Annotated in this window: 28 protein-coding genes; 14 read left to right on the plus strand and 14 right to left on the minus strand. The window is 69.5% G+C overall.

The features are described from left to right. Positions 1–163 precede the first annotated feature (163 nt). Complete coding sequence (locus ACWDTS_RS03085) at positions 164–544, plus strand: DUF5709 domain-containing protein (protein WP_450117564.1); 381 nt, start codon at positions 164–166, stop codon at positions 542–544. A gap of 7 nt (positions 545–551) precedes the next feature. Here the strand turns inward: ACWDTS_RS03085 and ACWDTS_RS03090 are convergent, their stop codons facing one another. Continuing rightward, on the minus strand, positions 552–1,550 hold the full coding sequence (locus ACWDTS_RS03090; protein ID WP_450117565.1) for an iron-containing redox enzyme family protein: 999 nt from the start codon (positions 1,548–1,550) through the stop codon (positions 552–554). A 74-nt stretch (positions 1,551–1,624) separates the two neighbouring features. Here ACWDTS_RS03090 and ACWDTS_RS03095 point away from each other — a divergent pair, with 74 nt between their 5' ends. Next, on the plus strand, positions 1,625–2,491 hold the full coding sequence (locus tag ACWDTS_RS03095) for an SDR family oxidoreductase (protein ID WP_450117566.1): 867 nt from the start codon (positions 1,625–1,627) through the stop codon (positions 2,489–2,491). Between the two features lie 124 nt (positions 2,492–2,615). Here the strand turns inward: ACWDTS_RS03095 and ACWDTS_RS03100 are convergent, their stop codons facing one another. Next, positions 2,616–3,170 (minus strand): DUF6328 family protein, encoded by a 555-nt coding sequence (locus ACWDTS_RS03100; protein WP_450117567.1) that lies wholly within the window; start codon positions 3,168–3,170, stop codon positions 2,616–2,618. A 131-nt stretch (positions 3,171–3,301) separates the two neighbouring features. Between ACWDTS_RS03100 and ACWDTS_RS03105 the strand changes: the two genes are divergently transcribed. Further along, the gene (locus tag ACWDTS_RS03105) at positions 3,302–3,523 is read left to right on the plus strand and encodes a hypothetical protein (protein ID WP_450117568.1); all 222 of its coding nucleotides are present in this window, start codon (positions 3,302–3,304) and stop codon (positions 3,521–3,523) included. 50 nt (positions 3,524–3,573) lie between these two features. Here the strand turns inward: ACWDTS_RS03105 and ACWDTS_RS03110 are convergent, their stop codons facing one another. Genes ACWDTS_RS03110 through ACWDTS_RS03120 form a run of 3 tightly spaced genes read right to left on the minus strand, consistent with a single transcriptional unit; the run spans position 3,574 to position 5,514 of the window. Then, positions 3,574–4,437, minus strand: a complete 864-nt coding sequence (locus tag ACWDTS_RS03110; protein ID WP_450117569.1) for a polyphosphate kinase 2 family protein — start codon at positions 4,435–4,437, stop codon at positions 3,574–3,576. 30 nt (positions 4,438–4,467) lie between these two features. Then, a complete protein-coding gene (locus ACWDTS_RS03115; RefSeq protein ID WP_197256580.1) occupies positions 4,468–4,827 on the minus strand; it encodes a DUF4873 domain-containing protein in 360 nt (119 codons plus the stop codon). Positions 4,828–4,866: 39 nt separating this feature from the next. Continuing rightward, positions 4,867–5,514, minus strand: a complete 648-nt coding sequence (locus ACWDTS_RS03120) for a TetR/AcrR family transcriptional regulator (protein WP_450117607.1) — start codon at positions 5,512–5,514, stop codon at positions 4,867–4,869. A 226-nt stretch (positions 5,515–5,740) separates the two neighbouring features. Here ACWDTS_RS03120 and ACWDTS_RS03125 point away from each other — a divergent pair, with 226 nt between their 5' ends. The 7 genes from ACWDTS_RS03125 (at position 5,741) to ACWDTS_RS03155 (ending at position 12,528) form a co-directional block, all read left to right on the plus strand. Beyond that, positions 5,741–7,012, plus strand: a complete 1,272-nt coding sequence (locus ACWDTS_RS03125; RefSeq protein ID WP_450111602.1) for a DUF445 domain-containing protein — start codon at positions 5,741–5,743, stop codon at positions 7,010–7,012. Positions 7,013–7,072: 60 nt separating this feature from the next. Continuing rightward, on the plus strand, positions 7,073–7,582 hold the full coding sequence (locus tag ACWDTS_RS03130) for a helix-turn-helix domain-containing protein (RefSeq protein ID WP_450117570.1): 510 nt from the start codon (positions 7,073–7,075) through the stop codon (positions 7,580–7,582). Between the two features lies 1 nt (position 7,583). Next, a complete protein-coding gene (locus ACWDTS_RS03135; protein ID WP_450117571.1) occupies positions 7,584–8,399 on the plus strand; it encodes a heparin-binding hemagglutinin in 816 nt (271 codons plus the stop codon). Between the two features lie 127 nt (positions 8,400–8,526). Continuing rightward, positions 8,527–8,817, plus strand: a complete 291-nt coding sequence (locus ACWDTS_RS03140; RefSeq protein ID WP_197256590.1) for a DUF2516 family protein — start codon at positions 8,527–8,529, stop codon at positions 8,815–8,817. An 80-nt stretch (positions 8,818–8,897) separates the two neighbouring features. Next, positions 8,898–9,800 carry an AurF N-oxygenase family protein gene (locus ACWDTS_RS03145; RefSeq protein WP_450111605.1) on the plus strand — a complete coding sequence of 301 codons (903 nt, stop codon included), beginning with the start codon at positions 8,898–8,900 and terminating at the stop codon, positions 9,798–9,800. A gap of 38 nt (positions 9,801–9,838) precedes the next feature. Next, positions 9,839–10,882, plus strand: coding sequence for an alpha/beta fold hydrolase (locus ACWDTS_RS03150; RefSeq protein ID WP_450111606.1), 1,044 nt, complete (start codon positions 9,839–9,841; stop codon positions 10,880–10,882). Between the two features lie 62 nt (positions 10,883–10,944). Further along, positions 10,945–12,528, plus strand: a complete 1,584-nt coding sequence (locus ACWDTS_RS03155) for a molybdopterin-dependent oxidoreductase (RefSeq protein ID WP_450117572.1) — start codon at positions 10,945–10,947, stop codon at positions 12,526–12,528. A 27-nt stretch (positions 12,529–12,555) separates the two neighbouring features. Here the strand turns inward: ACWDTS_RS03155 and purU are convergent, their stop codons facing one another. From purU to ACWDTS_RS03170, 3 genes are read right to left on the minus strand one after another with little or no spacing between them, the layout of a single operon-like run. Then, a complete protein-coding gene (gene purU, locus ACWDTS_RS03160; RefSeq protein WP_197256597.1) occupies positions 12,556–13,440 on the minus strand; it encodes a formyltetrahydrofolate deformylase in 885 nt (294 codons plus the stop codon). A 43-nt stretch (positions 13,441–13,483) separates the two neighbouring features. Further along, positions 13,484–14,335, minus strand: a complete 852-nt coding sequence (locus tag ACWDTS_RS03165; RefSeq protein ID WP_450117573.1) for a class I SAM-dependent methyltransferase — start codon at positions 14,333–14,335, stop codon at positions 13,484–13,486. Between the two features lie 10 nt (positions 14,336–14,345). Further along, positions 14,346–14,870 carry a GNAT family N-acetyltransferase gene (locus ACWDTS_RS03170; RefSeq protein ID WP_450117574.1) on the minus strand — a complete coding sequence of 175 codons (525 nt, stop codon included), beginning with the start codon at positions 14,868–14,870 and terminating at the stop codon, positions 14,346–14,348. A 62-nt stretch (positions 14,871–14,932) separates the two neighbouring features. Here ACWDTS_RS03170 and deoC point away from each other — a divergent pair, with 62 nt between their 5' ends. Further along, complete coding sequence (gene deoC / locus ACWDTS_RS03175; RefSeq protein WP_248673169.1) at positions 14,933–15,598, plus strand: deoxyribose-phosphate aldolase; 666 nt, start codon at positions 14,933–14,935, stop codon at positions 15,596–15,598. Positions 15,599–15,611: 13 nt separating this feature from the next. Here the strand turns inward: deoC and ACWDTS_RS03180 are convergent, their stop codons facing one another. Next, positions 15,612–16,352 carry an LmeA family phospholipid-binding protein gene (locus ACWDTS_RS03180; RefSeq protein WP_197256604.1) on the minus strand — a complete coding sequence of 247 codons (741 nt, stop codon included), beginning with the start codon at positions 16,350–16,352 and terminating at the stop codon, positions 15,612–15,614. Positions 16,353–16,456: 104 nt separating this feature from the next. Between ACWDTS_RS03180 and ACWDTS_RS03185 the strand changes: the two genes are divergently transcribed. Continuing rightward, entirely contained in the window at positions 16,457–17,074 is a 618-nt protein-coding gene (locus ACWDTS_RS03185; protein WP_197256606.1) for a type IV toxin-antitoxin system AbiEi family antitoxin domain-containing protein, read from the plus strand. 58 nt (positions 17,075–17,132) lie between these two features. On the opposite strand, the gene ACWDTS_RS03190 is transcribed toward ACWDTS_RS03185, so the two are convergent. The 3 genes from ACWDTS_RS03190 to ACWDTS_RS03200 are packed head-to-tail and all read right to left on the minus strand — an operon-like array spanning position 17,133 to position 18,972. Next, positions 17,133–17,909 (minus strand): class I SAM-dependent methyltransferase, encoded by a 777-nt coding sequence (locus tag ACWDTS_RS03190; RefSeq protein ID WP_450117575.1) that lies wholly within the window; start codon positions 17,907–17,909, stop codon positions 17,133–17,135. A 13-nt stretch (positions 17,910–17,922) separates the two neighbouring features. Further along, positions 17,923–18,423, minus strand: a complete 501-nt coding sequence (locus ACWDTS_RS03195) for a DUF2505 domain-containing protein (protein ID WP_197256610.1) — start codon at positions 18,421–18,423, stop codon at positions 17,923–17,925. A gap of 42 nt (positions 18,424–18,465) precedes the next feature. Continuing rightward, positions 18,466–18,972 (minus strand): DUF2505 domain-containing protein, encoded by a 507-nt coding sequence (locus tag ACWDTS_RS03200; protein WP_197256612.1) that lies wholly within the window; start codon positions 18,970–18,972, stop codon positions 18,466–18,468. Between the two features lie 24 nt (positions 18,973–18,996). On the opposite strand from ACWDTS_RS03200, the gene ACWDTS_RS03205 reads away from it, so the two are divergent. Next, on the plus strand, positions 18,997–20,091 hold the full coding sequence (locus ACWDTS_RS03205; protein WP_450110370.1) for a UDP-N-acetylmuramate dehydrogenase: 1,095 nt from the start codon (positions 18,997–18,999) through the stop codon (positions 20,089–20,091). A 111-nt stretch (positions 20,092–20,202) separates the two neighbouring features. Continuing rightward, positions 20,203–21,312, plus strand: coding sequence for an Ig-like domain-containing protein (locus ACWDTS_RS03210; RefSeq protein ID WP_307846574.1), 1,110 nt, complete (start codon positions 20,203–20,205; stop codon positions 21,310–21,312). Positions 21,313–21,327: 15 nt separating this feature from the next. Here ACWDTS_RS03210 and ACWDTS_RS03215 read toward each other — a convergent pair whose 3' ends face one another. Both ACWDTS_RS03215 and ACWDTS_RS03220 read right to left on the minus strand, forming a co-directional pair. Further along, a complete protein-coding gene (locus ACWDTS_RS03215; protein WP_197256614.1) occupies positions 21,328–22,374 on the minus strand; it encodes a DUF2804 domain-containing protein in 1,047 nt (348 codons plus the stop codon). A gap of 29 nt (positions 22,375–22,403) precedes the next feature. Further along, positions 22,404–23,153, minus strand: a complete 750-nt coding sequence (locus ACWDTS_RS03220; RefSeq protein WP_197256616.1) for an SDR family NAD(P)-dependent oxidoreductase — start codon at positions 23,151–23,153, stop codon at positions 22,404–22,406. Positions 23,154–23,211 lie beyond the last annotated feature (58 nt).

Genomic DNA, 23,211 nt, shown 5'->3' on the forward strand with positions numbered 1-23,211 from the left:
CGGCTCGGACGATGGGGGAGAATACCCCGATCCCGGCATTTCAAACCGTCGAGTATCAACTCGTCGAGGGACGCCCGGGCATCCGCGGCCGCATCGGATACCTGTTCCCGCATCGCAATACACAGACGTAGCGCAACCCGCCGAAGGGTGGCATGGTCGAAGCATGCCTACTTCCGAGAACCCCGGGGCGAGCGTCCCCGGTGAGTACAGCGTCGACGACGAAGATCAGTTGCAGCCCGAGGACACCCTCGTCGATCGCGGTGTCGACGACGTTCTGGACGAAGGGTTCTCGCCGCCCGACCGCCCGGTCGCCCTCGAGCCGCACGACGACCTCGATTCCCGCCTCGCGGAAGAGGAACCCGATACGGGCTCGGGCGGTGCCGACACCGGCCGCGCGGGGCGGCTCGTCGCACCGGACGAGGGGACGGGCGAGGACACCGAAGCCGAACTCGTCGCCGAGGACGTCGGAATCGACGGTGGGGGAGCCGGAGCCGAGGAAGCGGCCGTGCACGTCGTCGACGAGGACGACATCGACAGGGGCTGAACGGGTCTCAGACGGCCTCCACCGGTTCGAGCAGCGACGATTCGTCGCGGGACCACCGGTCGAGCAGATGGCTGCCGAGCCGGCCCTCGAGGAACTCGATGGCTTCCGCCCCGAACACCACGTCACCGGCCGCATCCGGATCGCGGTCGAGCAGGTCCCCGACGACGTCGTGCCGTAACACCAGCTCGTGCACCGCATCTGCCTCGACGTGCTCGGTGTAGAACCGGACGCATTCCGGGGCGGCATCCAGGCGTTCGAGTGCCTGCACCATCCGGCGCGCACTCGGACCGGTCGTCATCTCGGCGGCCGCGAACTGGCCGACGAGCATGCCGATGCGGGAGCGATGCAGGGCGCACATCGACATGAAGTTCACCGGTGCCAGGGTGAGCGCCGGCACGCGGTCGAGATATCCCAGATAGGTGTCGTCCAGCCCGGCCGCGACCATCAGATCGGCGAACAGCTGCGCGTGCACACGGTCGTGGTGCCCCGCGCCGTACTCGTCGAATTCGACGGCCACCAGCGTCGCCTTGGCCCGGCCGGTGAGGCGCGGAATGGCCCAGGCCTGCGGATCGGCTTCCTTGAGCTGGTAGATGGACCGGTGTACGAAGTACTCCCGCAGCTGCGACCACGTGCCCTGCTCGGCCAGGTGGTGGGACACGCTCCAGGCGTCGCGGGGCTCGCGGCACACCGCGTCGAAGGTCGCGTCGACATCCGTACCTCCCGGGACGTCGGCACGCAGCCGGTCCAGGAACGACCGTTCGAGCGCGGCGCGCACACCGAGCGGACCCGGCGCCCACTCCCAACCGGGATCGACCTCGGGGAATCCCCGGTAGTGCAGTTCGTAGAGCACCGTCAGCGCCAATTGCACGTCGTCGCCGTACGGGTCCACGTCGGCGGGTGGGTGCGGCCACGGTGACTCGTCCGGTGTCCCGGTGAGCCGGGTGACGACCGCATCGGAAATCGGCCCGCGCGGCCGCGGCAGCGGGGCGGCAGCTGGAGAACGCATGGTCGCGGATACCCGGAGCGGGGCGGAAGGAAACCGGCGGGTGTGAACCGGGCAGCGGCGGGTATCCGCCGGTCATGAGCAGCGATGACCAGGAACATGTACATCCTCCGCACACGATCGACTATCCCGGCGAAACCGCGGACATGGCCGACGAGCCCAGGGACGAGATGCGCGGATACCGCGGTCGCGGACTGCTCGAAGGGCGCAAGGCGCTGATCACCGGCGGGGACTCGGGGATCGGCCGCGCGGTCGCGGTCGCGTTCGCCAAGGAGGGCGCGGACATCGCCATCGCGTACCTCGAGGAGGACCGGGACGCCGAGCACACCGCGGAGCTGGTACGGCGGGAAGGGTGTGACTGCCACCTGTTCCGGGGCGATCTCGCCGATCCGGCGCACTGCCGGGAGGTGGTGTCCGAGGCGGCCGCTCGACTCGGTGGCCTGCAGATCCTGGTGAACAACGTGGCCTACCAGGAGCCGGTCGACGACTTCGCCGATCTCGACGAAGCGCAGTGGCGCCGCACGTTCGCGGTGAACATCGACAGCTTCTATCACGTCACGAAGGCCGCGCTCGAGCACCTGCCGTCCGGATCGTCGATCATCAACACCTCCTCGATCAACGGGCTGCGCGGCAACAAGTCCCTCATCGACTACGCGGCCACCAAGGGGGCTGTGCTGGCCCTGACCTATTCGCTCGCACAGGCGTTGCAGGACAGAGGAATCCGCGTGAACTGCGTCGCACCGGGGCCGGTGTGGACTCCGCTGATCCCCGCCACCATGGACGAGGAGAAGGTCGCCGACTTCGGCAAGCAGGCACCGTACGGGCGCGCGGCGCAACCCGACGAGATCGCACCGTCCTACGTGTTCTTCGCGTCGAACACGATGTCGTCGTATTACAGCGGTGAGGTGCTGGCGCCGATCGGGGGCGAGACGCTACCCGGCTGACCGCGGTGCGGTCGATCGATGCTGACCGCGGTGCGGTCGATCGATGCTGACCGCGGTGCGGTCGATCGATGCCGCCCGCGGTGCGGTCGATCGATGCCGCCCGCGGTCCGGTCGGTGCATCCCGCTACTCGTTCCGGTGCTCCTCGCTCTGCTTCGGGTCGGGGTGCCGCCTGGCGCGACGGCGGAAGCGCCACGGGTAGAGGATCCAGATCGCGATGAACAGCGCGGCGGTGCACACTCCGGCTACGGTCGCCGCGGTCGAGTTGATCACGAGCCCGACCACGAGCATGGCGACCCCGGTCAGCGACACCCCGAGCAGGAGCAGTCCGGCGAGGGCGAACCTGTGCGCGGTGAGCACCAGCCGGTCCAGCTGCCTGCGCCGGAAGAGGAGCCGATGCATGCTGACCGGCGCGACGAGGAGGATGGTCGCCGCGATCGAGGCGAGGACGGTGATCAGGTAGATGCCCTTCTCGTTCCTCGACAGGGCGTTGAATGCGTTCTGGAACGGCAGGGTCAGGAGGAAACCGGTGAGCAGTTGCACGCCGGTCTGGACGACACGCAGTTCCTGCAGCAAGCTGGACCAATTCCGGTCGAGTTGCTGGGCCTCGCTCTCGTAACGGCGCGAGTACGTGGCCTCGGGTGGCTCGTCCTCGTCCTCGAACGGGTTGGAACTCGTCATCAGTCAAACCTGCCATGTTCCCCGGCTCAGCATGGGCGATGTGCGCGTTTCGCAACCTTGTGACGCGGATCACCGTGGGGTACCGTCGGCAGCACCGGACCGGTAGTCGTCCTTGCGGAAGGAGTGTCGGAATGAAACTCAACCTCTTCGTCGCCTGGGCGGGATACACCCTCGGGCTGCTTGCGGTCGCTTGCCTGGCCCTGTTCCTGCTCGCGGCGGGATACGGCCACACCGGACCGGCGATCGTCGCCGGGATCGCCACCCTCGTCGTCGCCGGAATCGCGATGGCGATGATCGGAGGCACGATCCACCACGACCACAAGGTGCACCAGGTCACGCCCAAGTTGTTCTGACCCGGTGTTGTTCCCGATCCGGAGTCGACCCGATCACCCTGGCGCAGTCCTCAGGACTGCGCCAGGCGCTGTTTCTCGAGTTCGACGTCGAATGCTGCTGCGGGCCAGTCCAGATCGAGGCGTTCGAGCGCGTCGATCAGGAGTTCGCCGACCGCGATGCGGCTGAACCACTTCCGGTTGGACGGGATGACGTACCACGGTGCGTAATCGGTGTTGGTCTTGTCGAGCATCACCTGGTACGCCTCCTGATACTCGGGCCACAAGGCGCGTTCGGTGACGTCCGACGGGTTGTACTTCCAGTGCTTGTCCGGGCGCTCGAGGCGCTCGGCCAGGCGCTTCTTCTGTTCGTCGAGCGAGACGAACATGGCGACCTTCACGATCGTGGTCCCGCTGTCGACGATTTCCCGTTCGAACTGGTTGATCTCGTCGTACCGGGTGCTCCAGACCTTCTCCGGGACCAGGTTGTGCACGCGGACGACGAGCACGTCCTCGTAGTGCGAGCGGTCGAACACGCCGATCTGGCCGGCGCGGGGCAGTGCCTTGGCGATCCGCCACAGGTAGTGGTGCTGCTTCTCCTCCGGGGTGGGGACTCCGAATGATGTGTGGTCGACGCCCTGCGGGTCGACGTGCCCGATGACGTGGCGCACCATTCCGCCCTTGCCGGCGGTGTCCATGCCCTGCAGCACCAGCAGTACCGATCGTCGGTCACCCGAGCGGCCGTTCGCGAACAGCTTCTCCTGCAGGTCCGACAGGTACGCGCCGCGTTCCTCGAGAAGGCGTGTGCCGAGTTCCTTGTCGCCCTCGAACCCCGGGGTGGCGTCCGCGTCGATTTCGGCGACGCGGGTGTGCGGCCCGGCCCGCAGTGCCTCGGTGGCAGGAATCGTCCACGGGCTGTTCTCGGCGTCCTTCGACATGGCACGAAGCGTGCCACACGCCGGCCGTCGTCAGCGGTGTTCGGGGTGAGTGTCGCCGAAGGTGTCGTCGTCCGGCAGATCGAGTTCGTCGGGTCCGACCGGATAGGGCGGCGGCGAAATGCCGTCGATCATGTGGCTGCCCCACAGATCGATGTCGGTCACGCGGGCGGTCGCGGTGGCAGCGTGGTCCGGGTCGAGAAGCGTCAGCGTCAGCTCGGTGCCGGTGGACGGCGGAGCATCCGGAGCGAACGCGGACGCCAGGTCGCGCAGCCGGCCGCGCCAGCGGTGCCGGCCACTGATCGGATCGAACCAGTCGGCGAGTTCGACGTCGACGACGACCTGCCTGCCGGCGACGGCGACCTCCGCGCGGCCTCGGAATCCCTCGGACATGACCCGATTTTACACGTAACCCGAAGTTACGTGAAAATGTCACTCCGCGACTTCGTCGCTTTCCTCCCGGTCGTCGCGCCGGAGCGGATGCGGCTGGGACTTGAACTTGACGGGCGAGCCGGCCGCCGATGCGATGCCGGTCAAGCCGCCCCACGTCATCATCGTCAGGTAGTCGATGAGATCTTCCGCGGTCATCGACTTGTTCGAGATCCACCAGTGCGTCGCGAGCTGGATTCCGCCGACGATGCCGTAGGCCCACGGCACCGATCCCCCCGAATCCATCTCCAGCAACCGCAGGCGCTCACCGAGGACGGTCGCCACCAGCTCGGCGATCATCCGCTCGGAATCGGCCACGACATCGCGGCTCGCCGACGAGCTGTTGCTCATCACGTACAGGTAGACCTCCGGGTCGGAGGCAACGGTCTCGACGTACGCGGCGATCGCGACCCGAGTCAGTTCGTACTCGTCGAGATCCTCGCCGACGGCCGCGTAGATCCTCGGCGCCAGGATCCGCTCGACGTACCGCATCATCGTCGCGGTCGTCAGATCGTTCTTGTCCGTGAAGTAGCGGTACAGAACCGTCTTGGAGACGCCGATCTCCGCGGCGATCTCGTCCATCCCGATGTCGTGGCCGCGTACCCGGATCGCGGCGATCGTGCCGTCGACGAGCTCCTCGCGCCGCGCGATCTTGTGCTCGTGCCACCGGCGTTTGCGTCCGTCCTGCTTGGCGGGCGCCGGTTGCGGCGCTGCGGATGCTGTGGACGCTGGTGATTCCGGGGTCGTGGTCGGCGAGGGCGCGCTTTTGCTGGGCACTGGGTTGGCACATCCGTTCGGTTTCGATCGTCGGCTCAGTCTACGGCGAGCCGCTTCGTGTCGCGGCACGTCCCGCGGGTGTCCGTCCGGTTTCGGCACAATGGCGAAGGTGCAACTTCTCACCAACGACGATGCCGCCAAGCGCGCTGATCTCCGCCGGATGAAGGCGGTGGCCACCGGATTCCTGGTGTTCGCCACGGTGGTGTACCTGTTCTGCCGCTGGCAGGAAACCCGGGGTGCCGGCGAGTGGGTCGGTTACGTGCGAGCGGCCTCGGAAGCGGGCATGGTCGGTGCCCTCGCCGACTGGTTCGCCGTGACGGCCCTGTTCCGGCACCCCCTCGGTGTCCCGGTGCCCCACACCGCGATCATCAAGAAGAAGAAGGACCAGCTCGGGGCGAGCCTGAGTTCGTTCGTGGGCACCAACTTCCTGGCTCCGGACGTCGTGTCCGCGAAGATCGAGTCCGCGCAGATCCCGCTGCGGCTCGGGGGCTGGATGGCCCAGCCCGCGAACGCGCAGCGGGTCGCGCAGGAGACGTCGACGGTGCTGCGCGGCATCGTGACGGTGCTGCGCGAGGAGGACATCCAGCAGGTCATCGACCACACGATCGTCAAGCGCATCGCCGAGCCCGAGTGGGGGCCGCCGATCGGCCGGGTGCTCACCGAGCTCATCGCCGAGGAGCGTCACCTGCCGCTGATCGACATGCTCGCCGAACGGGCCCACCAATGGGCGCTGGGCAGCCAGGAGACCATCGACCGGATCATCTCGCGGGACTCGCCGTCGTGGTCGCCGAAGTTCGTCGACATGCTGCTCGGCGAGAAGATCCACCGCGAACTCGTCGAATTCACCTGGAAGGTCCGGTCCAACCCGACCCACGAGGTCCGGCTCGCCGCCAACAAGTTCCTCGCCGACTACGCGCGCGACCTGCAGACCGATCCGGCCACGATTGCCAAGGCCGAACGCGTCAAGGCGGAGATCATGGGACGGGACGAGGTGACCCAGCTCGCGGCCGCCACGTGGCGGACCGCCAAGCGCATGATCCTCGAATCCGTAGACGATCCGAACAGCACCCTGCGCACGAAGGTCGCAGAGAACGTCATGCACCTCGGGGCACGGCTGCGCGACGACGACGAACTGCGCGGCAAGGTCGACGGCTGGCTGCTCGACGGTGCCCGCTACATCGCCGCGAACTACGCCGACGAGATCACCGCGGTGATCCGGGAAACCGTCGAGCGCTGGGACGCCGACGAGGCGAGCCGCAAGATCGAGCTGGCCGTCGGACGGGATCTGCAGTTCATCCGCATCAACGGCACGGTCGTCGGGTCGCTCGCGGGTCTGGCCATCTACACCGTGTCCCAGCTGCTGTTCTCGTGAGGTCCCTCACTTGCTAGCAGAGTGCTTGCTGTAGCTAGCACCTGCTCGTATGCTGGGGTCATGCCCACGAACGAAGGGGACACCGTGCCGGTCGAGAACCCGGACGGTGAGGGATCCGGAACCGGCGGACCGAGCGATCTCGCGTCGCGAGTCGTGAACTCCGCAGCGCAGGACATCGGCGGATTCATCCGCGCCCAGCGCGAGGCGGCGCAGGTGTCGTTGCGGCAGTTGTCGCAGCTCGCCGGCGTCAGCAATCCCTATCTCAGTCAGATCGAACGTGGGCTCCGCAAGCCCTCCGCGGAGGTGCTCGGGCAGATCGCGAAGGGCCTCCGGTTGTCCGCGGAGGTTCTCTACGTGCGGGCCGGGATTCTCGAGCAGCGCCCGCAGAGCGCGGTACGTGACGCGCTGCTTGCCGATTCCGCTCTCACCGAGCGGCAGAAGCAGGTCCTGCTCGACATCTACGACTCGTTCTGTCGCGAGAACGAGTCCGCCCCGCCCGGGCCGGCGCCGGACGTGAAATCCGGGACCGCCGACCGGTACGAGACCGACCCCGATGAACAGGAGAAATGACATGACCGATCCCAATGTCTCCATCCGCAATTCCCTCTACGCCGCAGTCGGCGCGGGCGACGCCGTCGTTCAGGCCGTCGCAGACGTCGTCGCTCAGGTGCGTGAGCGCGCCGAAACCAACCGGGTCGACGTCAACGAGCGCGTGGACAGCGCCCGCGAGAAGCTTCTCGCCCTGCCCGGCGATCTGACCGAGACCGTCGAATCGCTGCGCGAGCGTCTCGCCGGGCTGCCGTCCGAGCTGCCCGAGGAACTCGCGGAACTGCGCGAGAAGTTCAGCCCCGAGGAGCTGCGCAAGGTCGCCGAGGCGTACCTGAAGGTCGCGTCCGACCTGTACACCTCGCTCGCGGAACGTGGCGAGGAGACCGTCGAGCGCCTCCGCAAGCAGCCCGCGGTCGAAGAGGGCCTCGAGCGCGCCGAGGCGGCGTTCGGTGACGCCGTCGACCTGACCGAGGACGCCCTCGGCACCGTCGCCCGTCAGACCCGCGCCGTCGGTGAGCGGGCCGCGAAGCTCGCCGGTCTCGCTGCCGGCCGCATCTCCGAGACCGCCTCGGAGGTCGGCGACGCCATCGCCGACGCCGGCGACGAGGCTGCGCTGCGGGTTCTCGAGATCGCGGACCAGGCCGAAGAGGTTGCCGACGAGGCTGCCGACCGCGTCGAGGCCGCCGCTGTGGAGGTGGACGAGGCGGCCAAGTCCGTGACGGAGAAGGCTGCTCCGGCGAAGCCTGCCGCCAAGGCCACCGCGACCAAGGCGCCCGCCAAGACCGCGGCGAAGGCCCCGGCCAAGAAGGCGGCCCCGCGCAAGACCACCGGCGCCTGATCTAAGGCTTCTCTCCGGTAGAACGCGGAACATCTCCTGTAGAACACGGAGCATCGGCTCCCGTGAGAACACAGAGCATCGGCTCCCGTGCCCAGTGCACGGGAGCCGATGCTCGTAGGATGGAGGCGTGCCGAATGTCGATTCTCTCGCCGGTCTGATCCTCTTCGCTCTGCAGATCCTCGCGATCGCAGGGGCGGTGTTCGCGCTCGTCCACGCGGTGCGTCAGCCGGCGGAAGCATTCCCCGCCGTCGACAAGCTCACCAAGCCGGTGTGGGTCGGGATCCTCGCCGTGGCGCTGGTCGTGCTGTTCCTGTTCGGGGCCATCGGGATGCTGGGCATCGTCGGGGTCGTCGCGGTGTGCGTGTACCTGGTGGACGTACGGCCGCGCGTGGAAGAGGTGCAGCGCCCGCGCTGGTGACCCCTGCCGTCCCTTGACACCGGACGGCAAGATAGTGACACTCGGAGTTACGGCTAAATTTCCGAGACGAGGTGATCGCCGTGACGCTCACCCGACCCTTCCGCACCGGTGACCGGCAGGACACCGCCGCGCGGCTGCTCGAATCCGCTTCACGCTCGTCCTTCGATCCCGGGATCGAGATCGACTGGGACGCTCCGATCCCGCCGGACAAGTACGGCATGAGTCCCGAATGGTCCAGTCTCTACGGCACCGAGCTGTGGGACCACATGACCGAGGACCAGCGCCTCACCCTGACCCGGCACGAAGCCGCCAGCATCGCGGGCACCGGGATCTGGTTCGAGATGATCCTCATGCAGATGCTCGTCCGGGACCTCTACCGGCACGACCCCGCGACGCCCTACGTGCAGTTCGGCCTCACCGAGATCGCCGACGAATGCCGGCACTCGACGATGTTCGCCCGATCCGCGCAGCACTTCGGCATCCCCTCGTACCGGCCGCCGCGCTGGGTCCGCGAATCCGGACGCGCCTTCAAGGCCGTGGCCGGCGGCGCACTCGCCTTCGGCGGGGCACTGTTCGCCGAGGAGATCCTCGACGCGATGCAGCGCGACTTCATGCGTGACGAACGCGTCCAGCCCATCACGCGAACCGTGAGCCGGATCCACGTGATCGAGGAATCCCGGCATATCCGCTACGCCCGCGAGGAGACGGCCCGCCGGATGCGCGACGCGTCCCGCGCCGAACGGGCCTGGATCAGGATGCACCTCGGAGTCTCCGCGTACTTCATCGTCACCAACCTGGTGAACCCGCGCGTCTACGCGGCGGCGGGCCTGGACGTCGACGAGGCCAGGGCCGCGGCCCGGAGCAATGCCCACTACCACGACCGGATCCGCAACGCCTCGCGCCGCACCGTCGAATTCCTCGACGGGGTGGGGCTGATCGGCGGCCCCTCGACCGCGCTGCTGCGCCGCGCGCACATCCTCTGACCAGAAGTACCGCCGGACCAGATCGGAGTAGAACACAGGTGAAGAAGCCTTCACGCCGGACCGCGCTCGCGGTCGCCGGACTCGTCACCACCGGTGCCGCACTCGGAGCCGTGGCGGCCCGCCGCAGGAGCACGGCCCGGAGCGTCGTGACGGGCGGGGATCCCAGCGAAGCCCTGCTGGCGGAACCGCAGGTCCTGCACGAGGAGGTCGAGGTCGTCACGGACGACGGTGCGCGCCTGCACGTCCGCGCCTACGGCGATCCCGACGCCGACGTCCTCGTGCTGAGCCACGGCTGGACCTGCTCCACCGAATTCTGGACACCGCAGATCAACGCGTTCGCCGAGAAGTACCGCGTTGTCGTCTACGACCAGCGGGGACACGGGCGCAGCGACGTCGGCAGCCGCGTCTTCGGGCCCGACGTGCTCGCGGACGACCTCGCCGCGGTACTCGCCGCGACCGTCCCGGCCGGCCGCACGGCGGTGCTCGCCGGTCACAGCATGGGCGGTATCAGCATCATGGCGTGGGCGGAACGGCATCCCGAGCAGGTGCGCGACCGGGTCTCGGGCGTGCTGCTCGCGAGCACCGGCATGGACAATCTGGTCGCGGCGTCGACGATCGTGCCGCTGCCGCAGCGCGCGCCCCGCGTGCCGGTGCCCGTCGCACGCCGGTTGATGGGCGCCACCGTGCCGCTCGTCGCGTCTCCCGTCACGACCCGCGCACTCAAGTACGTCGCTCTGTCACCGACCGCGACACCCGCCGCGGTCGCGTTCTGCGAGAAGATCGTGCTCGGCTGCCCGCCCCGCACCCGCGGCGGCTGGGGTGTCGCGCTCAGCGCCCTCGACGTCCACCACGGTCTGGCGAACCTCACCGTCCCGACGACCGTCCTCGTGGGCACCGCCGACCGGCTCACCCCGCCGAGCCACGCGCATCGACTCGCCGCAGAACTCGACGAAGCCGGCCACCTCGAGCATCTCGTCGTCGTCGACGGCATCGGGCACATGAGCTCGGTCGAGGCGATCGACGTGTTCAACTCCGAACTACAGCATCTGTTCGAACGCGCCGGCCGGCTCGTCCGCGGCTGAACCGCCGGCCCATCCGACGGGGCTGCGGGTCCGAACCCTCGGTGACACACCGGAGGATCGCCATGGCCACAACGCCGAGCACCCGACCACCGAGCACCGGCTCGCCGGGGATGCTCTCGCGGGCGGCGACCGGCGTCGTCGCGGTTCTCCTCGTCCTCGGGGTCGGTGAGCTGCTGGCCGCAGCGACCGATCCGGACGCGTCCCCGTTCTTCGCGGTCGGCGGCACGACCGTCGATCGGGCACCCGCCTGGGCCCGCGAATTCGCGATCGGCACGTTCGGCACCGCCGACAAACCGGCGCTGTTCGTCGGCATGTCGGTGCTGCTCGCGGTATGTGCGGTCGTCGCCGGGCTGATCGAACGGCCGCGGCGCCCCTACGGCGGAGCGCTGCTCGCGGCGCTCGGAGCGGTGGGGGTGTACGCGGCGCTGCACCGGCCCGAAGCGACCGCGACCGCTGCGATCCCGACGGTGATCGCCGTCGTCGTGGGAATGCTGTTCCTGCAGTTCGCGATCCGGGCGCTGTGGACGCCGCGGGGAGGGGAGGATCCGGCGTCGCCGAACCCGGACCGCCGGCGCTTCCTGGTGGTCCTGGGCGCGGGTGTCGCGGTCGCGGTCGTGGCCGGTGCCGTCGGCCGGTATCTCGCGGATCGGCTGGCGGTGGTGCTCGAGGACCGCGACCGGTTCCGGGTGCCCCTCGCCGCGGACGCGGCACCGGCGATTCCGCCCGGCGCCGACCTGACGACCGGACCGCGCGCGGTGCCCGGCGCCACCGCCTTCGTCACGACGAACCGCGACTTCTACCGGATCGACACCGCCCTGCAGGTGCCGCGCCTCACCACCGCGGACTGGCGGCTGCGCATCCACGGCATGGTGGATCGGGAGACGACGCTCACCTGGGACGATCTCGCGGCGTTCGAGACGGTCGAGCGTCTGGTGACGCTGACGTGCGTGTCGAACGAGGTGGGCGGTGACCTCGCCGGCAACGCCCGCTGGACCGGCTACCGGATCGCGGACATCCTCGACCGTGTCGGGGTCCACCCCGATGCCGACATGTTGCTGTCCACCAGCGTCGACGGGTTCACCGTCGGAACACCCGTCGAGGTGCTGCGCGACGGTCGTGACGCGCTCCTGGCCGTCGCGATGAACGGCGAACCGCTCCCTCTCCAGCACGGTTACCCGGCGCGGCAGGTGGTGCCCGGGCTCTACGGTTACGTCTCGGCGACGAAGTGGGTTGTCGACTGGGAGCTGACCCGGTTCGACCGCGCGGAGGCCTACTGGACGCGGGGCGGCTGGGCGGCGAAGGGCCCGATCCGCACCGCCTCGCGGATCGACGTGCCGGCTCGATCCGCCCGGCTCACGACCGGGCCCGTCGTCGTGGCCGGCACCGCGTGGGCGCAGCACCGCGGGATCGACCGGATCGAGGTCCGCGTCGACGGCGGTCCCTGGCAGGAGGCGGAACCGGCCACCGAGTACTCGGTGGACACCTGGCGCCAATGGCGGTGGGTGTGGGACGCGAGCCCCGGCGACCACACGCTCGAGGTCCGGGCCGTCGACGGCACCGGGGCAATCCAGGACGAGCAACGGCGTCCGCCGGTCCCGGACGGTGCGACCGGGCTGCACAGCCGGACCGTCACGGTCGTCGCGTGAGAGCGGTCCCGATCGGTTGAAGACCGATCAGTTGAAGACCACGGTCTTGCGGCCGTGCACCAGCACCCGGTCCTCGAGATGCCAGCGCAGACCGCGGGCCAGCACCAGCTTCTCGACGTCCCGGCCCTGACGCACCATGTCGCTGACCGTGTCGCCGTGGCCGACGCGGATCACGTCCTGCTCGATGATCGGGCCCGCGTCGAGTTCGGCGGTGACATAGTGGCAGGTCGCACCGATCAGCTTGACGCCGCGCGTGAACGCCTGGTGGTACGGGCGGGCACCGATGAACGACGGCAGGAAGCTGTGGTGGATGTTGATGGCCCGCCCGGCCCAGTGCTCGCACAGCGAGGAGGGCAGCACCTGCATGAACCGGGCCAGCACCACCGCGTGCGGGTCGTGCACGTCGACGAGTTTGCGCACCTGCTCGAACGCCGGTCCGCGCTCGGCCGGGTCCTTGGGGAACGACACGTAGTGGTAGTCGATGCCGTGCCGCTTCGCGACCGTCTCGAGTTCGGGGTGGTTCCCGACGACCGCGCAGATCTCGGCCTTGAGTTCGCCGGCCGCCACGCGTCCGAGGATGTCGTGCAGGCAGTGCGCTTCCTTGCTCACCAGCAGCACGACGCGCTTGGTCTCGCCGGTGTCCGACAGCGTCCACTCGGTGTCCGGGCCGATCTGCTCGGCGACGACCGCGAACTTCTCCCGCAGTTCGTCGATCCCGAACGGGATGGACGAGGCGCGCACCGCCTGCCGCGTGAAGAACCAGCCGCTGTCCTGGTCGGCGTGGTAGGCCGCTTCGACGATGGAACCGCCCACCTCGGCGAGGAAGGTGGCGATGCGGGCCACGATGCCGGTGGTGTCCGGGCAGCCGAGGGTCAGAACGTAACGGCGGTCGTCCGTCGAAGCAGCGGTCATGCCGCCGATTGTCTCAGGTGCGTTCGGGGTGCCGGTCCGCCGGTCAGACGGTCGCCGGGGGACGCCGCACGGTCGCGGTGCCGACCAGGGTGGTCGCGTCGATCGTGTGCAGGCCGCGTTCGGTGATCTCGGTCAGCAGATCCTGCCGCAGCGCCTCCACGGCCGGCTCGTCGAGTCCCTCGAGGACGCTGTGCAAACCGGTGCCCACGACGAGGTTCCAGCACAGTTCGTCGGTGGCGGGCAGCAGATTCGGCATCACGTCCACCTGGACGGAGTGACATCCCGCGGCGGCGAGCCATGCCTCGAGTGTCTCCGGGGTGTCGATGCGGTGCAGCGGCGTGCGGTCGCGGAGCGACTGCCGATCGGCCAACGCGGGGGAGTACCGGGTGGCGACGTCGAACACCACGGCGGTGAACTCGGTCATCGCGCCGGCCCGCCACACGGTCACACCGACCCGGCCGCCGTGCCGCACCAGGCTGACGAGCCGCGCGAAACTCGCGTCCATGTGAGGGAGGAAGAACACCCCGTAGGAGATGGCCAGCGCGTCGTATCCGGCCTCCGGCACCGACGACGGCGGCTCCCACGTGGTGGCGTCGGCGCACACGAAGTCGATGTTCTGCAGGGCGCGCTCCTCGGCGGTCAACCGGCCCAGCTCGAGCAGGTCCGCGGCGACGTCGACGGCGTGGACCCGTCCGGTCGGGCCGACCGCCGCGGCCGCCGGCAACGCGGACGCACCGGCACCGCAGCACGCGTCGAGGACGGTGTCGCCGGGGTGGAGGCGGAGAGCGAACACGAGCGACTGCCCGGCCGGGCCCCACACGGTCGCGGTCAGGCGGTCGAACCGGTCGCTCGCGTCGTCGAACGTGCGGGCCACCTGATCGATCGGATCGGCCATGCCCGAAACGCTAGCCGATCTCGTAGAACGGTGGGGCGTACCGGAACACACCGCTCACACCCGGTCGGTGGGCGGTCAGCGCGCGGGCCTGGAAGTGCGGCGCCCACTCCGCCACGTCCGGGGCGATGCCCAGGTCGGCGGCCGGCACGAACCCGAACCGCGGGTAGTAGTCGACGTGGCCGAGCAGCACCACGGCCGCTTCGTCCAGAGCGTCGGCGGCCCCGAGCACCGCGTGCATCAGGGCCGCGCCGACGCCCTTGCACTGCAGGTCCGCCCGCACGCCGAGCGGGCCGAGTCCGAGGGCGGGAGCGGACGCGATCGTGCCGCGTGTCGCGACCACGTGACCGACGACGGTGCCGTCGCGGTCCTCGGCGACCAGCGACAGCGCCGGAATCCACGCGCTGCTCGCCCGCAGCGCCGCAACGAGTCCCGGTTCGACGGGCTCGGACCCGGGCGGGGTGAGCGGCGCGAACGCCGAGCGATGCACCTCGGCGATCGCGTCGACGTCGGCGGGAAGTTCGCGGCGGATCAGCACGCCGACCATCCTCCCGCATTCCGTGGGACGGGGCGGCAGGGAAGGTGTGGGAGGCTGGCGGCATGCCGGACACCGCACACACCCGCGCCCAGGTCGCCGCGATGATCGATCACACCCTGCTCAAGCCGGAGGCGACCGCCGCCGACGTGCGCGCGCTCGTCGACGAAGCCGTCGAACTCGGGGTGTACGCGGTGTGCGTGTCCCCGTCCATGCTGCCGCTGCGCGCCGAGGGCGTCACCGTCGCGACCGTCGTGGGATTCCCCTCGGGCAAGCATCATTCTCTGGTCAAGGGCGCCGAGGCGCGGCTGGCCGTCGAACAGGGCGCGCGGGAGGTCGACATGGTCATCGACGTGGGCGCGGCGGTCGCGGGGGACTGGAACGCGGTGCTCGCCGACGTCCTCACCGTCCGCGAGGCCATCGGTTTCGACCCCGTCCTCAAGGTCATCATCGAATCCGCGGTGCTGTCCGACGACGCGATCGTCGAAGCGTGCCGCGCGGCCGAACGCGCCGGTGCGAACTTCGTGAAGACGTCGACCGGGTTCCATCCGGCCGGCGGTGCGTCGGCGCACGCGGTGCGGTTGATGGCCGAGACGGTCGGTGGCCGGCTCGGCGTCAAGGCCAGCGGCGGCATCCGCACAGCCGAGGCGGCGCTGGAGATGATCGACGCCGGCGCCACCCGGCTCGGCCTGTCGTCGTCGCGGGCTGTGCTCGACGGACTGCCGGACTGAGCGGGCAGCTGCCTCAGATCAGGCTGCAGCCCTGCTGTTGCTGCTGACCTTCCTGCGGGGCCGGCATCGTGAAGCGGCCGCCCTCGAGGGTGAGGTTCACACCGTTGTCGTCGACGGAGACCGCGGTGGCCTGCATGCCGAGCGGATACTGCTGCAGACCGGTCGCGAGGATCTGCACGACACCGTCGACGAGCGCGGTCGGCAGACCGAACCCCAGCACGGACGCGTCGACGGTCTCGACCGAGACCACGCCGCCCTGCACGACCGGGCGCACCGTGAACTCGGCGAGACCGGCACCGCCGACGGTGAACCGCAGGGTGCCCGCGTCGGCGTCGGGGGTGACGGCGGTGACGAGAGAGCCGAGGCCCTGGCTCTGAACGGTCGCGAGAATGCCGGTGGCGGGCCACACGACGTCGGCGCGGGAGCTGCCGATCGTGCCGGCGCTGTCGGCCGTCGCGTTCAGATCGACGTCCTTCGCCACGGCGTGGACGGTCATCTCCTTCGCGGGACCGAACGCGGTGTCGTCGCTGTCGAGCGTCACCGACGGAACCTTCTTGTCGATCGCCTGCAGCAACACCGGTTTCCAGCTGAGATCGACGTCGACGCCGGTTCCCAGTTCGGATTCGAGCGATTGTGCGAGGCAGGTCGTCGCCCGGTTGCGGACGTAGACCTCGGCGCCGACGAGCACCGCGACGAGCGCGACGACGACCACGGCGGCGACGGTGGCGAGAGTGGAGCGCTTCGAGTTGGGCATGAGCCCGATTGTTTCCGACAACTCTGAGGATCTTCTGAGCCGCGCGCGGCAACCTGCCCTCGAATTTGTGAGCTGGGCCACAATTGTTCGGTACTGTTGGCGGCATGACGAGCTGGACGGGTTCTGGATACGGGGCCTCCGGGCGGGCCGATGCGGACGAAGCGCTTCGTCGACTCGCACTGACGCAGGCCGGATTCTTCACCGCCCGACAGGCGATCGGGCACGGTATCGACGCGGACGCGTTCGTCACGCGTATCGATGCGGGGCTGTGGATGCGCGTCGAGAACGACCTGTTCCGGCTCGCCGAGAGCCCTCGCACGAAGTTCGACGAGTTCGCGCAGTGGTGTGCGTGGTACGAGGGTGCCGCGGTCGTGTCGCACCAGAGCGCCGCGGAGCTGCACGCGATGGGTCACCTGCAGCCGCGGTTCCTGCATCTGTCGACGCTCGATCAGCGCACCGTGCCGAGCAACCGGCTCGCGCTGCACCATCGGGCGTTGTCGAACGAGGACTGCGAGATGGTCGGGTGCTTCCGCGTGACCACCCCCGCGCGCACCGCCGTCGATCTCGCCGCCGGGGGGGTGTCCCAGGAGGTGCTCGACGAACTGGTCGGTGACGCCCTCGCGATCGGCCGTGTCGATTCCGACCAGCTGCATGCCGCGGTCGCGAACCAGCCGGCTGCGGTCGCCGACCGCATCGAACTCGCGTTGCTCGCGGCCGGTTGAGCGGTGTGCCTTTGTGGCGCCTGGGGCCGCCACAAAGGCACACCGGCGCGTAGCGCACTCAGCTCGGCGCGACCGTCTCCCACGGCACCGTCAGCACGCAGTCGCGCAGGCGGCGACGCTGCGGGGCGACCGGAATTCCCTGCCCGCGCAGCAGATCGAGGGTGGCCCGCCAGCGGACGCGCGGCCCGAACGCGGCATGCGGAGCGGCGGTCGCCCACGCCCGATCGGCGGCCTGCAGCAGATCGTGGATCCGCTCGCCGGGAACATTGCGGTGGATCAGCGCCTTCGGCAACCGCTCGGCCAGGTCGGACGGGGTGTCGATGTGGAACGGACTCCACGCCAGCGTCAGGCTGCGCGGACCGTCGCGATCCAGCAGCACCCACGCGCAGCGCCGGCCCAGTTCGTCACACGTGCCGTCGATGAGCAGACCGCCCGGCGCCAGCCCCGACCGCAACCGCTCCCACACGGGTGCGACCGCGTCCTCCGGGTACTGCCGCAGCACGTTGAACGCGCGGACCAGCACCGGCCGCAACCCGGCCAGCTCGAAGCCACCGCGCGCGAAACGGACTCCGTCGCGGCCGGGAACCACCCGCTCGGGGTCGATCTCGAGGCCGACCATCCGCACGTCGGGGCGCACGGTGCGCAGCCGCGACGCCAGCTCCAGCGTGGTCACCGGCATCGCGCCGTAGCCGAGATCGACGACCAGGGGATCCGGTGCCGACCGCAGGACGCGGGCGATACCGGAATGGTGCACGGCCCAGCGGTCGCTGCGGCGCAGCCGGTTGATGCCGGTGGTGCCGCGGGTGACGACACCTTCCGGGCGTAGCGTTCGCACTGTCGGGACCGGCCTACTGTCCTGCCAGCCAGTCGGCGGTGATCTCCGCTTCGGTGCGGAACAGGTCGACGAGGTTCTGCAGCATCAGCTCTTCGAGCTTGCCGCCGATGAACGGCAGATGCACCTTCGCCTCCGACGTCGTGCGCAGCGTGCACCCGTCGTCGCCGGCGAACAGTTCCATCGTGCCGGTGAGGCTGCCCGGTCCGGCCGGGATCGACGCCTCGTAGCGTCCGGTGGCCTTCCCGTCGAACGGGCTGTAGGACTCCTTGCGGGTGATGACCAGGTCCTTCTTCATCACCGTCTGCGCGATCTCCGGCAGTTCGGACCGGGGCAGGATGTGGTGCAGCACCAGCGAGATGCCGGAGTCCGACGCCTCGAAGGACTCCACGTGGTTCTGCGAATACTTGCGCATCTCCACCATCCGGGCCTCCCAGTGGGCCGGATCGCGCAGCGCCTCGTACACCCGCTCCGCCGGATACGGATAGCGGGCGGAGTAGTTCATGCGCCGTGCCACAGCGGGCCAGGGTACCGGTTCGCCCCGGTCACGCGAAAATCGTCAGGAGCCGGATCGGCCCAGCCAGCCGGCTGTGAACTCCTGCTCGGCGTCGAACAGTTCGACGAGTTGCTCGACGATCATGCCCTCGATCTTCCCGCCGAGGAACGGGATCTTCACCTCGACCTCGCCGTCGATCTCGACGACCGTCCCGGTCCGGCCCGGCGCGAGCGTGAAGGCACCCTCGACCCTGCCGGGCATCCCGTCGACACCGGCCGAGAACCGGCCGCGGGCACGCTCGCCGTCGAGCGGCTCCCACGATTCGTGCCGGTGGATGACCAGGTCGCCGGGCCGGATGCTGGTGACCACGCTCGGCAGGTGCTCGGCGGGGATGGCCTGCGTCATGTGCAGGTCGATCGTTCCGGCGGAGGTCTTCACGTCCTCGATGGTGGCGCCGGGGCCGCCGACCCGCGCCAGGCGCTCACGCCAGTATTCCGGGTCGACGAGCGCCGCGTGCACGTTCGCGGCGGGGAACTCGTAGTGCGCGGAATGGTCGATAGGGGTACCCATGGCTCGTCACGCTACCGTTTGCGGGTGTCCGATCCACGTATCGCTGCCCGCCTCGCCGAGTCGGGAGCCACGGTGTCCGAGCAGGTGCCGCTGTCGACCCTGACGACGCTGCGGCTCGGCGGACCCGCCCGAGTCCTGGCCGAATGCGCCACCACCGACGTTCTCGTCGACGTCGTGCGCCTGCTCGACGCCGAGCAGGTGCCGACGCTGATCCTGGCCGGCGGATCCAACCTCGTCGTCGGCGACGCGGGATTCGACGGTGTCGTGGTGAAGATCGCGACCACCGGCGTCGAACTCGACACCGACTCGGTGCGCATCGAAGCCGGCGCGGTGTGGGACGACGTCGTCGCCCGGACGGTCTCGGCCGGGTTCGGCGGCCTCGAGGCGCTGTCCGGGATTCCCGGGTCCGCCGGGGCGACCCCCGTGCAGAACGTCGGGGCGTACGGGGTCGAGGTCGGGTCGGTGCTGCGGCGGGTGCGGCTGCTCGACCGCCGGACCGGTGAGGTGCGCTGGGTGGGTCCGGAGCACCTGGGTCTCGGATACCGGACGAGTGTGCTCAAGCATTCCGACGCGGCGCTCGTCGTCGACGTCGAGCTCGAGGTCCGGCCCGACGGGTCGAGCGCGCCGCTCGGCTACCGCGAGCTCGCGACCGCGCTCGGCGCAGAGGAGGGTGAGCGCCGCCCGGCCGCGGAGGTGCGCGAGCAGGTGCTGGCGTTGCGTCGCGGCAAGGGCATGGTGCTCGACGAGACCGATCACGACACGTGGAGCGCCGGCTCGTTCTTCACCAACCCGGTCGTGCCCGAAGGCGCGCTGCCCGCGGTGCTCGCGGCGATCACCGAACGCGTCGGCGCCGATGTGCGGATCCCGCAGTTCCCCGCGGAGGGCGGCACCAAACTGTCCGCGGGCTGGCTCATCGAACGTGCCGGATTCGGCAAGGGCTTCCCGTCGGCGGACGCCCCCGCGCGGCTGTCGACGAAGCACACGCTCGCACTGACCAACCGCGGGAACGCGACCGCCGCGGATCTGGTGGCGCTGGCCCGGCAGGTGCGGGACGGGGTGCAGAAGGTGTTCGGTGTGCGGCTCGAGCCGGAACCGGTGCCGGTCGGCGTCGAGATCTGAATCCGCCGAGGTCCGGGTCACATCTGCCCCGCGCGTACCGTGGAGAGGGTGCACGACCTGCGTAAACGGACAAATCGGTTGGTGTGGCTCTGGTGCCTCGCTCTCGTCGCGGTGCTCGCCGCCTGCTCGACGTCGAACGGCGGTTCGATCGCCGGCGACCCGCAACCGGCCGTCGGGGCCACCATGAACCCGGCAGACGGCGCCACCGACGTGGCTCCCACGGCACCGATCTCGGTGACCGCGACCGACGGCACCCTCACCGATATCGCGCTCACCAACACCGAGTCCGGGGTCGTCGTCGCCGGTGAACTCGCCGCGGACGGCCACAGCTACACCGTCACGGAACCGCTCGGGTACGGCGCGACCTACGAATGGTCGGGGTCCGTGATCGGCGCAGACGGTGACGAGGTCGCGGTGGAGGGCAGTTTCTCGACCGTCGAACCGGACGAGGTGGTCTCCGCGACCCTCAACATCGCGGACGGTCAGGAGGTGGGGATCGCCGCGCCGATCATCGTGCAGTTCGACGGTCCGATCGAGGACAAGGCCGCCGTCGAGAAGGCGCTCGTGGTCACCACGAACCCGCCGACCGAGGGTGCCTGGGCGTGGCTGCCCGACGACAACGGCGGCGCGCGGGCGCACTGGAGGCCCCGGCAGTACTGGGCGCCCGGTACGACGGTGAGCCTGGACGCGCGGCTCTACGGACTTGCCTACGGCGACGGCGCGTACGGCGCCGCGGACCTGACCCTCGACTTCGGTATCGGCCGCAGCCAGGTCGTCGTCGCGAACGCGCAGAGCCACCGCATGCAGGTGGTGCGCGACGGGCAGACGGTCATGGACATCCCGGTGAGCTACGGCGAGGGCTCCGAGGCCCGCAACGTCACGCGCAGCGGCATCCACGTGGTCACCGAGAAGCACGAGGATTTCCTCATGTCGAACCCGCCGTACTACGAGAACGTGCGCGAGCGCTGGGCCGTGCGGATCTCCAACAACGGCGAGTTCATCCACGCCAACCCGCTCACCACCGGCCAGCAGGGCGCCTCCAACGTCACCAACGGGTGCATCAACCTGTCGATGTCCGACGCGCAGGAGTACTTCGCGATCGCGATGTACGGGGATCCGGTGGAGGTCAGCGGCACCTCGATCGACCTGTCCGAGGCGGACGGGGACCTGTGGGACTGGGCCGTGGACTGGCAGACCTGGCAGTCGATGTCCGCGTTGTAGGTCTTCCGGGCGGGTCTACCAGCGGTTGCGGACCTCCTCGGCGAAACCGAGCAGGTTCTCGATCTCGAGGCGGGTGCCGTCGTCGAGCAGCACGTGTCCGCTGAACCGCCCGAACACCTGATGCTGGGTGGACCGCACGACGAGCGCGTTGACGTCGGCGGCGCGATCGACGATCGGCTCGAAGTCCATCTCGAAACGGCTGTCGTTGCTCGTGAAACGCCACGGCGCGCCGTCGTAGCTGCCGTGCGGACGGTGGAAGTGCACGCGGTCGAGTTTGTGTGCGACCCCGTCGTGGAAGAGCATGTTCTCCGAGGCGGCGGTGGTGTCGCCGAAGCCGTAGCCGACGTTGAAACCGAACCGCTTTCCCTCGTGCAGCCCGGACGCCGAACCCCAATACCAGGTGTTGTCGTAGGTCCACACACCGCGGCCCCAGTCGAGGACGCCGAAGGTGGACGCCGGGTCGAACTCGTGCCGGACACCGCGGACTTCGATCGTGCCCGCCGCGGGCAGGCAGTTGATCTTCTGGTTGTAGTAGAACGCCTTCGGGGCCCGCGGGAACGGTGTAGCGATCACCATGCGGTCGTCGTCGGGCTGCTGCAGCAGGAGGTCCCCGGACAGGCCGCGGCCGCCGTCGAAGCCCGGATGGTCGACGATGAGGCGGCGCCCCTGCGTCTCGTGGCGGAACTCGACGCGCAGCGCGCCCCGGCGCACGACCACGTCGCCGGTGTCGGCGCTGGACGGCATCCGCATCCGGCCGAGCGGGAACGGGATCAGCTTGTTCTCGGTGGTTTCCGTGCCGGCGGCCAGATCCAGCCAGCTCAACCCGACCAGGCCCATGTACCCGTTGTCGGCGACCGTCAGCGCGAGTCCGACCGGACCGGAAGCGGGGTCGGAGGTCGGGTCGGAGACGATGCAGTAGTAGTCCCACTCCTTGATGCGCAGCCGCGACGCCGAGATCCGCGCCCGGTCGTAGGTGCGGATCTCGGCGGTGGCCCAGCCCGCCTGCTCGAGGTGGCCGCGGTCGTCGAGCAGTGGCCCGGGCGAAAGACGCTGCTGCTGCATACCTCCAGAGGTTAGTTGCTCACGCGGTGTTATTTGCTCACGCGATGGAACCGGCCCGCACTCGCCTGATCACGCGGCTTGACGATGATCTGGTCCAGGTTCACGTGCGAGGGGCGCGATGCGACGAACCCGATGATCTCGGCGATGTCCTGTGCGACGAGCGGCGTGATGCCCTCGTACACCTTGTCGGCACGTTCCTGATCGCCCTCGAATCGCACGAGCGAGAACTCGGTTTCGACGGCGCCGGGGGCGATCTCGGTCAGCCGCACCGGCTTGCCGAGCAGCTCTCCGCGCAGCGTCCGGTGCACCACCGCCTGTGCATGCTTGGCGGAGGTGTATCCGGAGCCGTTGTCGTACGCCTCGAACGCTGCGACCGACGTGATCGTCACGATCAGTCCGTCCCCCGACTCGATCAGCTTGGGCAGCAGCGCCTTCGTCACGCGCATGGTGCCGATGACGTTCGTCTCCCACATCCAGCGCCAGTCGTCCTCGTCGGCCTCGGCGACCGTCGCCAGTCCCTTCGCGCCACCGGCGTTGTTGACCAGCACGTCCACGCGCGGCAGGACGGTGGTGAACGCGGTGACCGAATCCTCGTCGGTGACGTCGAGTTCGAGTGCGGTGCCGCCGATCTCCTCGGCGAGTTTCTCGAGGCGGTCGAGTCGGCGGGCACCCACGACGACGTGGTAGCCCTGCGCGGCGAGAGTGCGGGCGGTGGCTTCGCCGATGCCGGACGATGCCCCGGTGACGACGGCGACGCGCGAATCTGGGGAGATACTCATGCGTCGATCCTAGGACGCGCCCGTGCCCGTCACCGGGCGACGGCGCCGCGCCTCACAT

The organism is Rhodococcus sp. NPDC003383, from assembly GCF_053589115.1.

What these genes read in the sequence shown, in the direction of transcription:
- ACWDTS_RS03085 (WP_450117564.1), top strand. Translation starts at nt 164, where the DNA reads ATGCCTACTTCCGAGAACCCCGGGGCGAGCGTCCCCGGTGAGTACAGC.
- ACWDTS_RS03215 (WP_197256614.1), bottom strand. Translation starts at nt 22,374, where the DNA reads ATGCAGCAGCAGCGTCTTTCGCCCGGGCCACTGCTCGACGACCGCGGC.
- ACWDTS_RS03200 (WP_197256612.1), bottom strand. Translation starts at nt 18,972, where the DNA reads ATGGGTACCCCTATCGACCATTCCGCGCACTACGAGTTCCCCGCCGCG.
- ACWDTS_RS03185 (WP_197256606.1), top strand. Translation starts at nt 16,457, where the DNA reads ATGACGAGCTGGACGGGTTCTGGATACGGGGCCTCCGGGCGGGCCGAT.
- ACWDTS_RS03125 (WP_450111602.1), top strand. Translation starts at nt 5,741, where the DNA reads ATGGCGAAGGTGCAACTTCTCACCAACGACGATGCCGCCAAGCGCGCT.
- ACWDTS_RS03105 (WP_450117568.1), top strand. Translation starts at nt 3,302, where the DNA reads ATGAAACTCAACCTCTTCGTCGCCTGGGCGGGATACACCCTCGGGCTG.
- deoC (WP_248673169.1), top strand. Translation starts at nt 14,933, where the DNA reads ATGCCGGACACCGCACACACCCGCGCCCAGGTCGCCGCGATGATCGAT.
- ACWDTS_RS03100 (WP_450117567.1), bottom strand. Translation starts at nt 3,170, where the DNA reads ATGACGAGTTCCAACCCGTTCGAGGACGAGGACGAGCCACCCGAGGCC.
- ACWDTS_RS03110 (WP_450117569.1), bottom strand. Translation starts at nt 4,437, where the DNA reads ATGTCGAAGGACGCCGAGAACAGCCCGTGGACGATTCCTGCCACCGAG.
- ACWDTS_RS03130 (WP_450117570.1), top strand. Translation starts at nt 7,073, where the DNA reads ATGCCCACGAACGAAGGGGACACCGTGCCGGTCGAGAACCCGGACGGT.
- ACWDTS_RS03220 (WP_197256616.1), bottom strand. Translation starts at nt 23,153, where the DNA reads ATGAGTATCTCCCCAGATTCGCGCGTCGCCGTCGTCACCGGGGCATCG.
- purU (WP_197256597.1), bottom strand. Translation starts at nt 13,440, where the DNA reads ATGACCGCTGCTTCGACGGACGACCGCCGTTACGTTCTGACCCTCGGC.
- ACWDTS_RS03095 (WP_450117566.1), top strand. Translation starts at nt 1,625, where the DNA reads ATGAGCAGCGATGACCAGGAACATGTACATCCTCCGCACACGATCGAC.
- ACWDTS_RS03165 (WP_450117573.1), bottom strand. Translation starts at nt 14,335, where the DNA reads ATGGCCGATCCGATCGATCAGGTGGCCCGCACGTTCGACGACGCGAGC.
- ACWDTS_RS03135 (WP_450117571.1), top strand. Translation starts at nt 7,584, where the DNA reads ATGACCGATCCCAATGTCTCCATCCGCAATTCCCTCTACGCCGCAGTC.
- ACWDTS_RS03155 (WP_450117572.1), top strand. Translation starts at nt 10,945, where the DNA reads ATGGCCACAACGCCGAGCACCCGACCACCGAGCACCGGCTCGCCGGGG.
- ACWDTS_RS03180 (WP_197256604.1), bottom strand. Translation starts at nt 16,352, where the DNA reads ATGCCCAACTCGAAGCGCTCCACTCTCGCCACCGTCGCCGCCGTGGTC.
- ACWDTS_RS03090 (WP_450117565.1), bottom strand. Translation starts at nt 1,550, where the DNA reads ATGCGTTCTCCAGCTGCCGCCCCGCTGCCGCGGCCGCGCGGGCCGATT.
- ACWDTS_RS03115 (WP_197256580.1), bottom strand. Translation starts at nt 4,827, where the DNA reads ATGTCCGAGGGATTCCGAGGCCGCGCGGAGGTCGCCGTCGCCGGCAGG.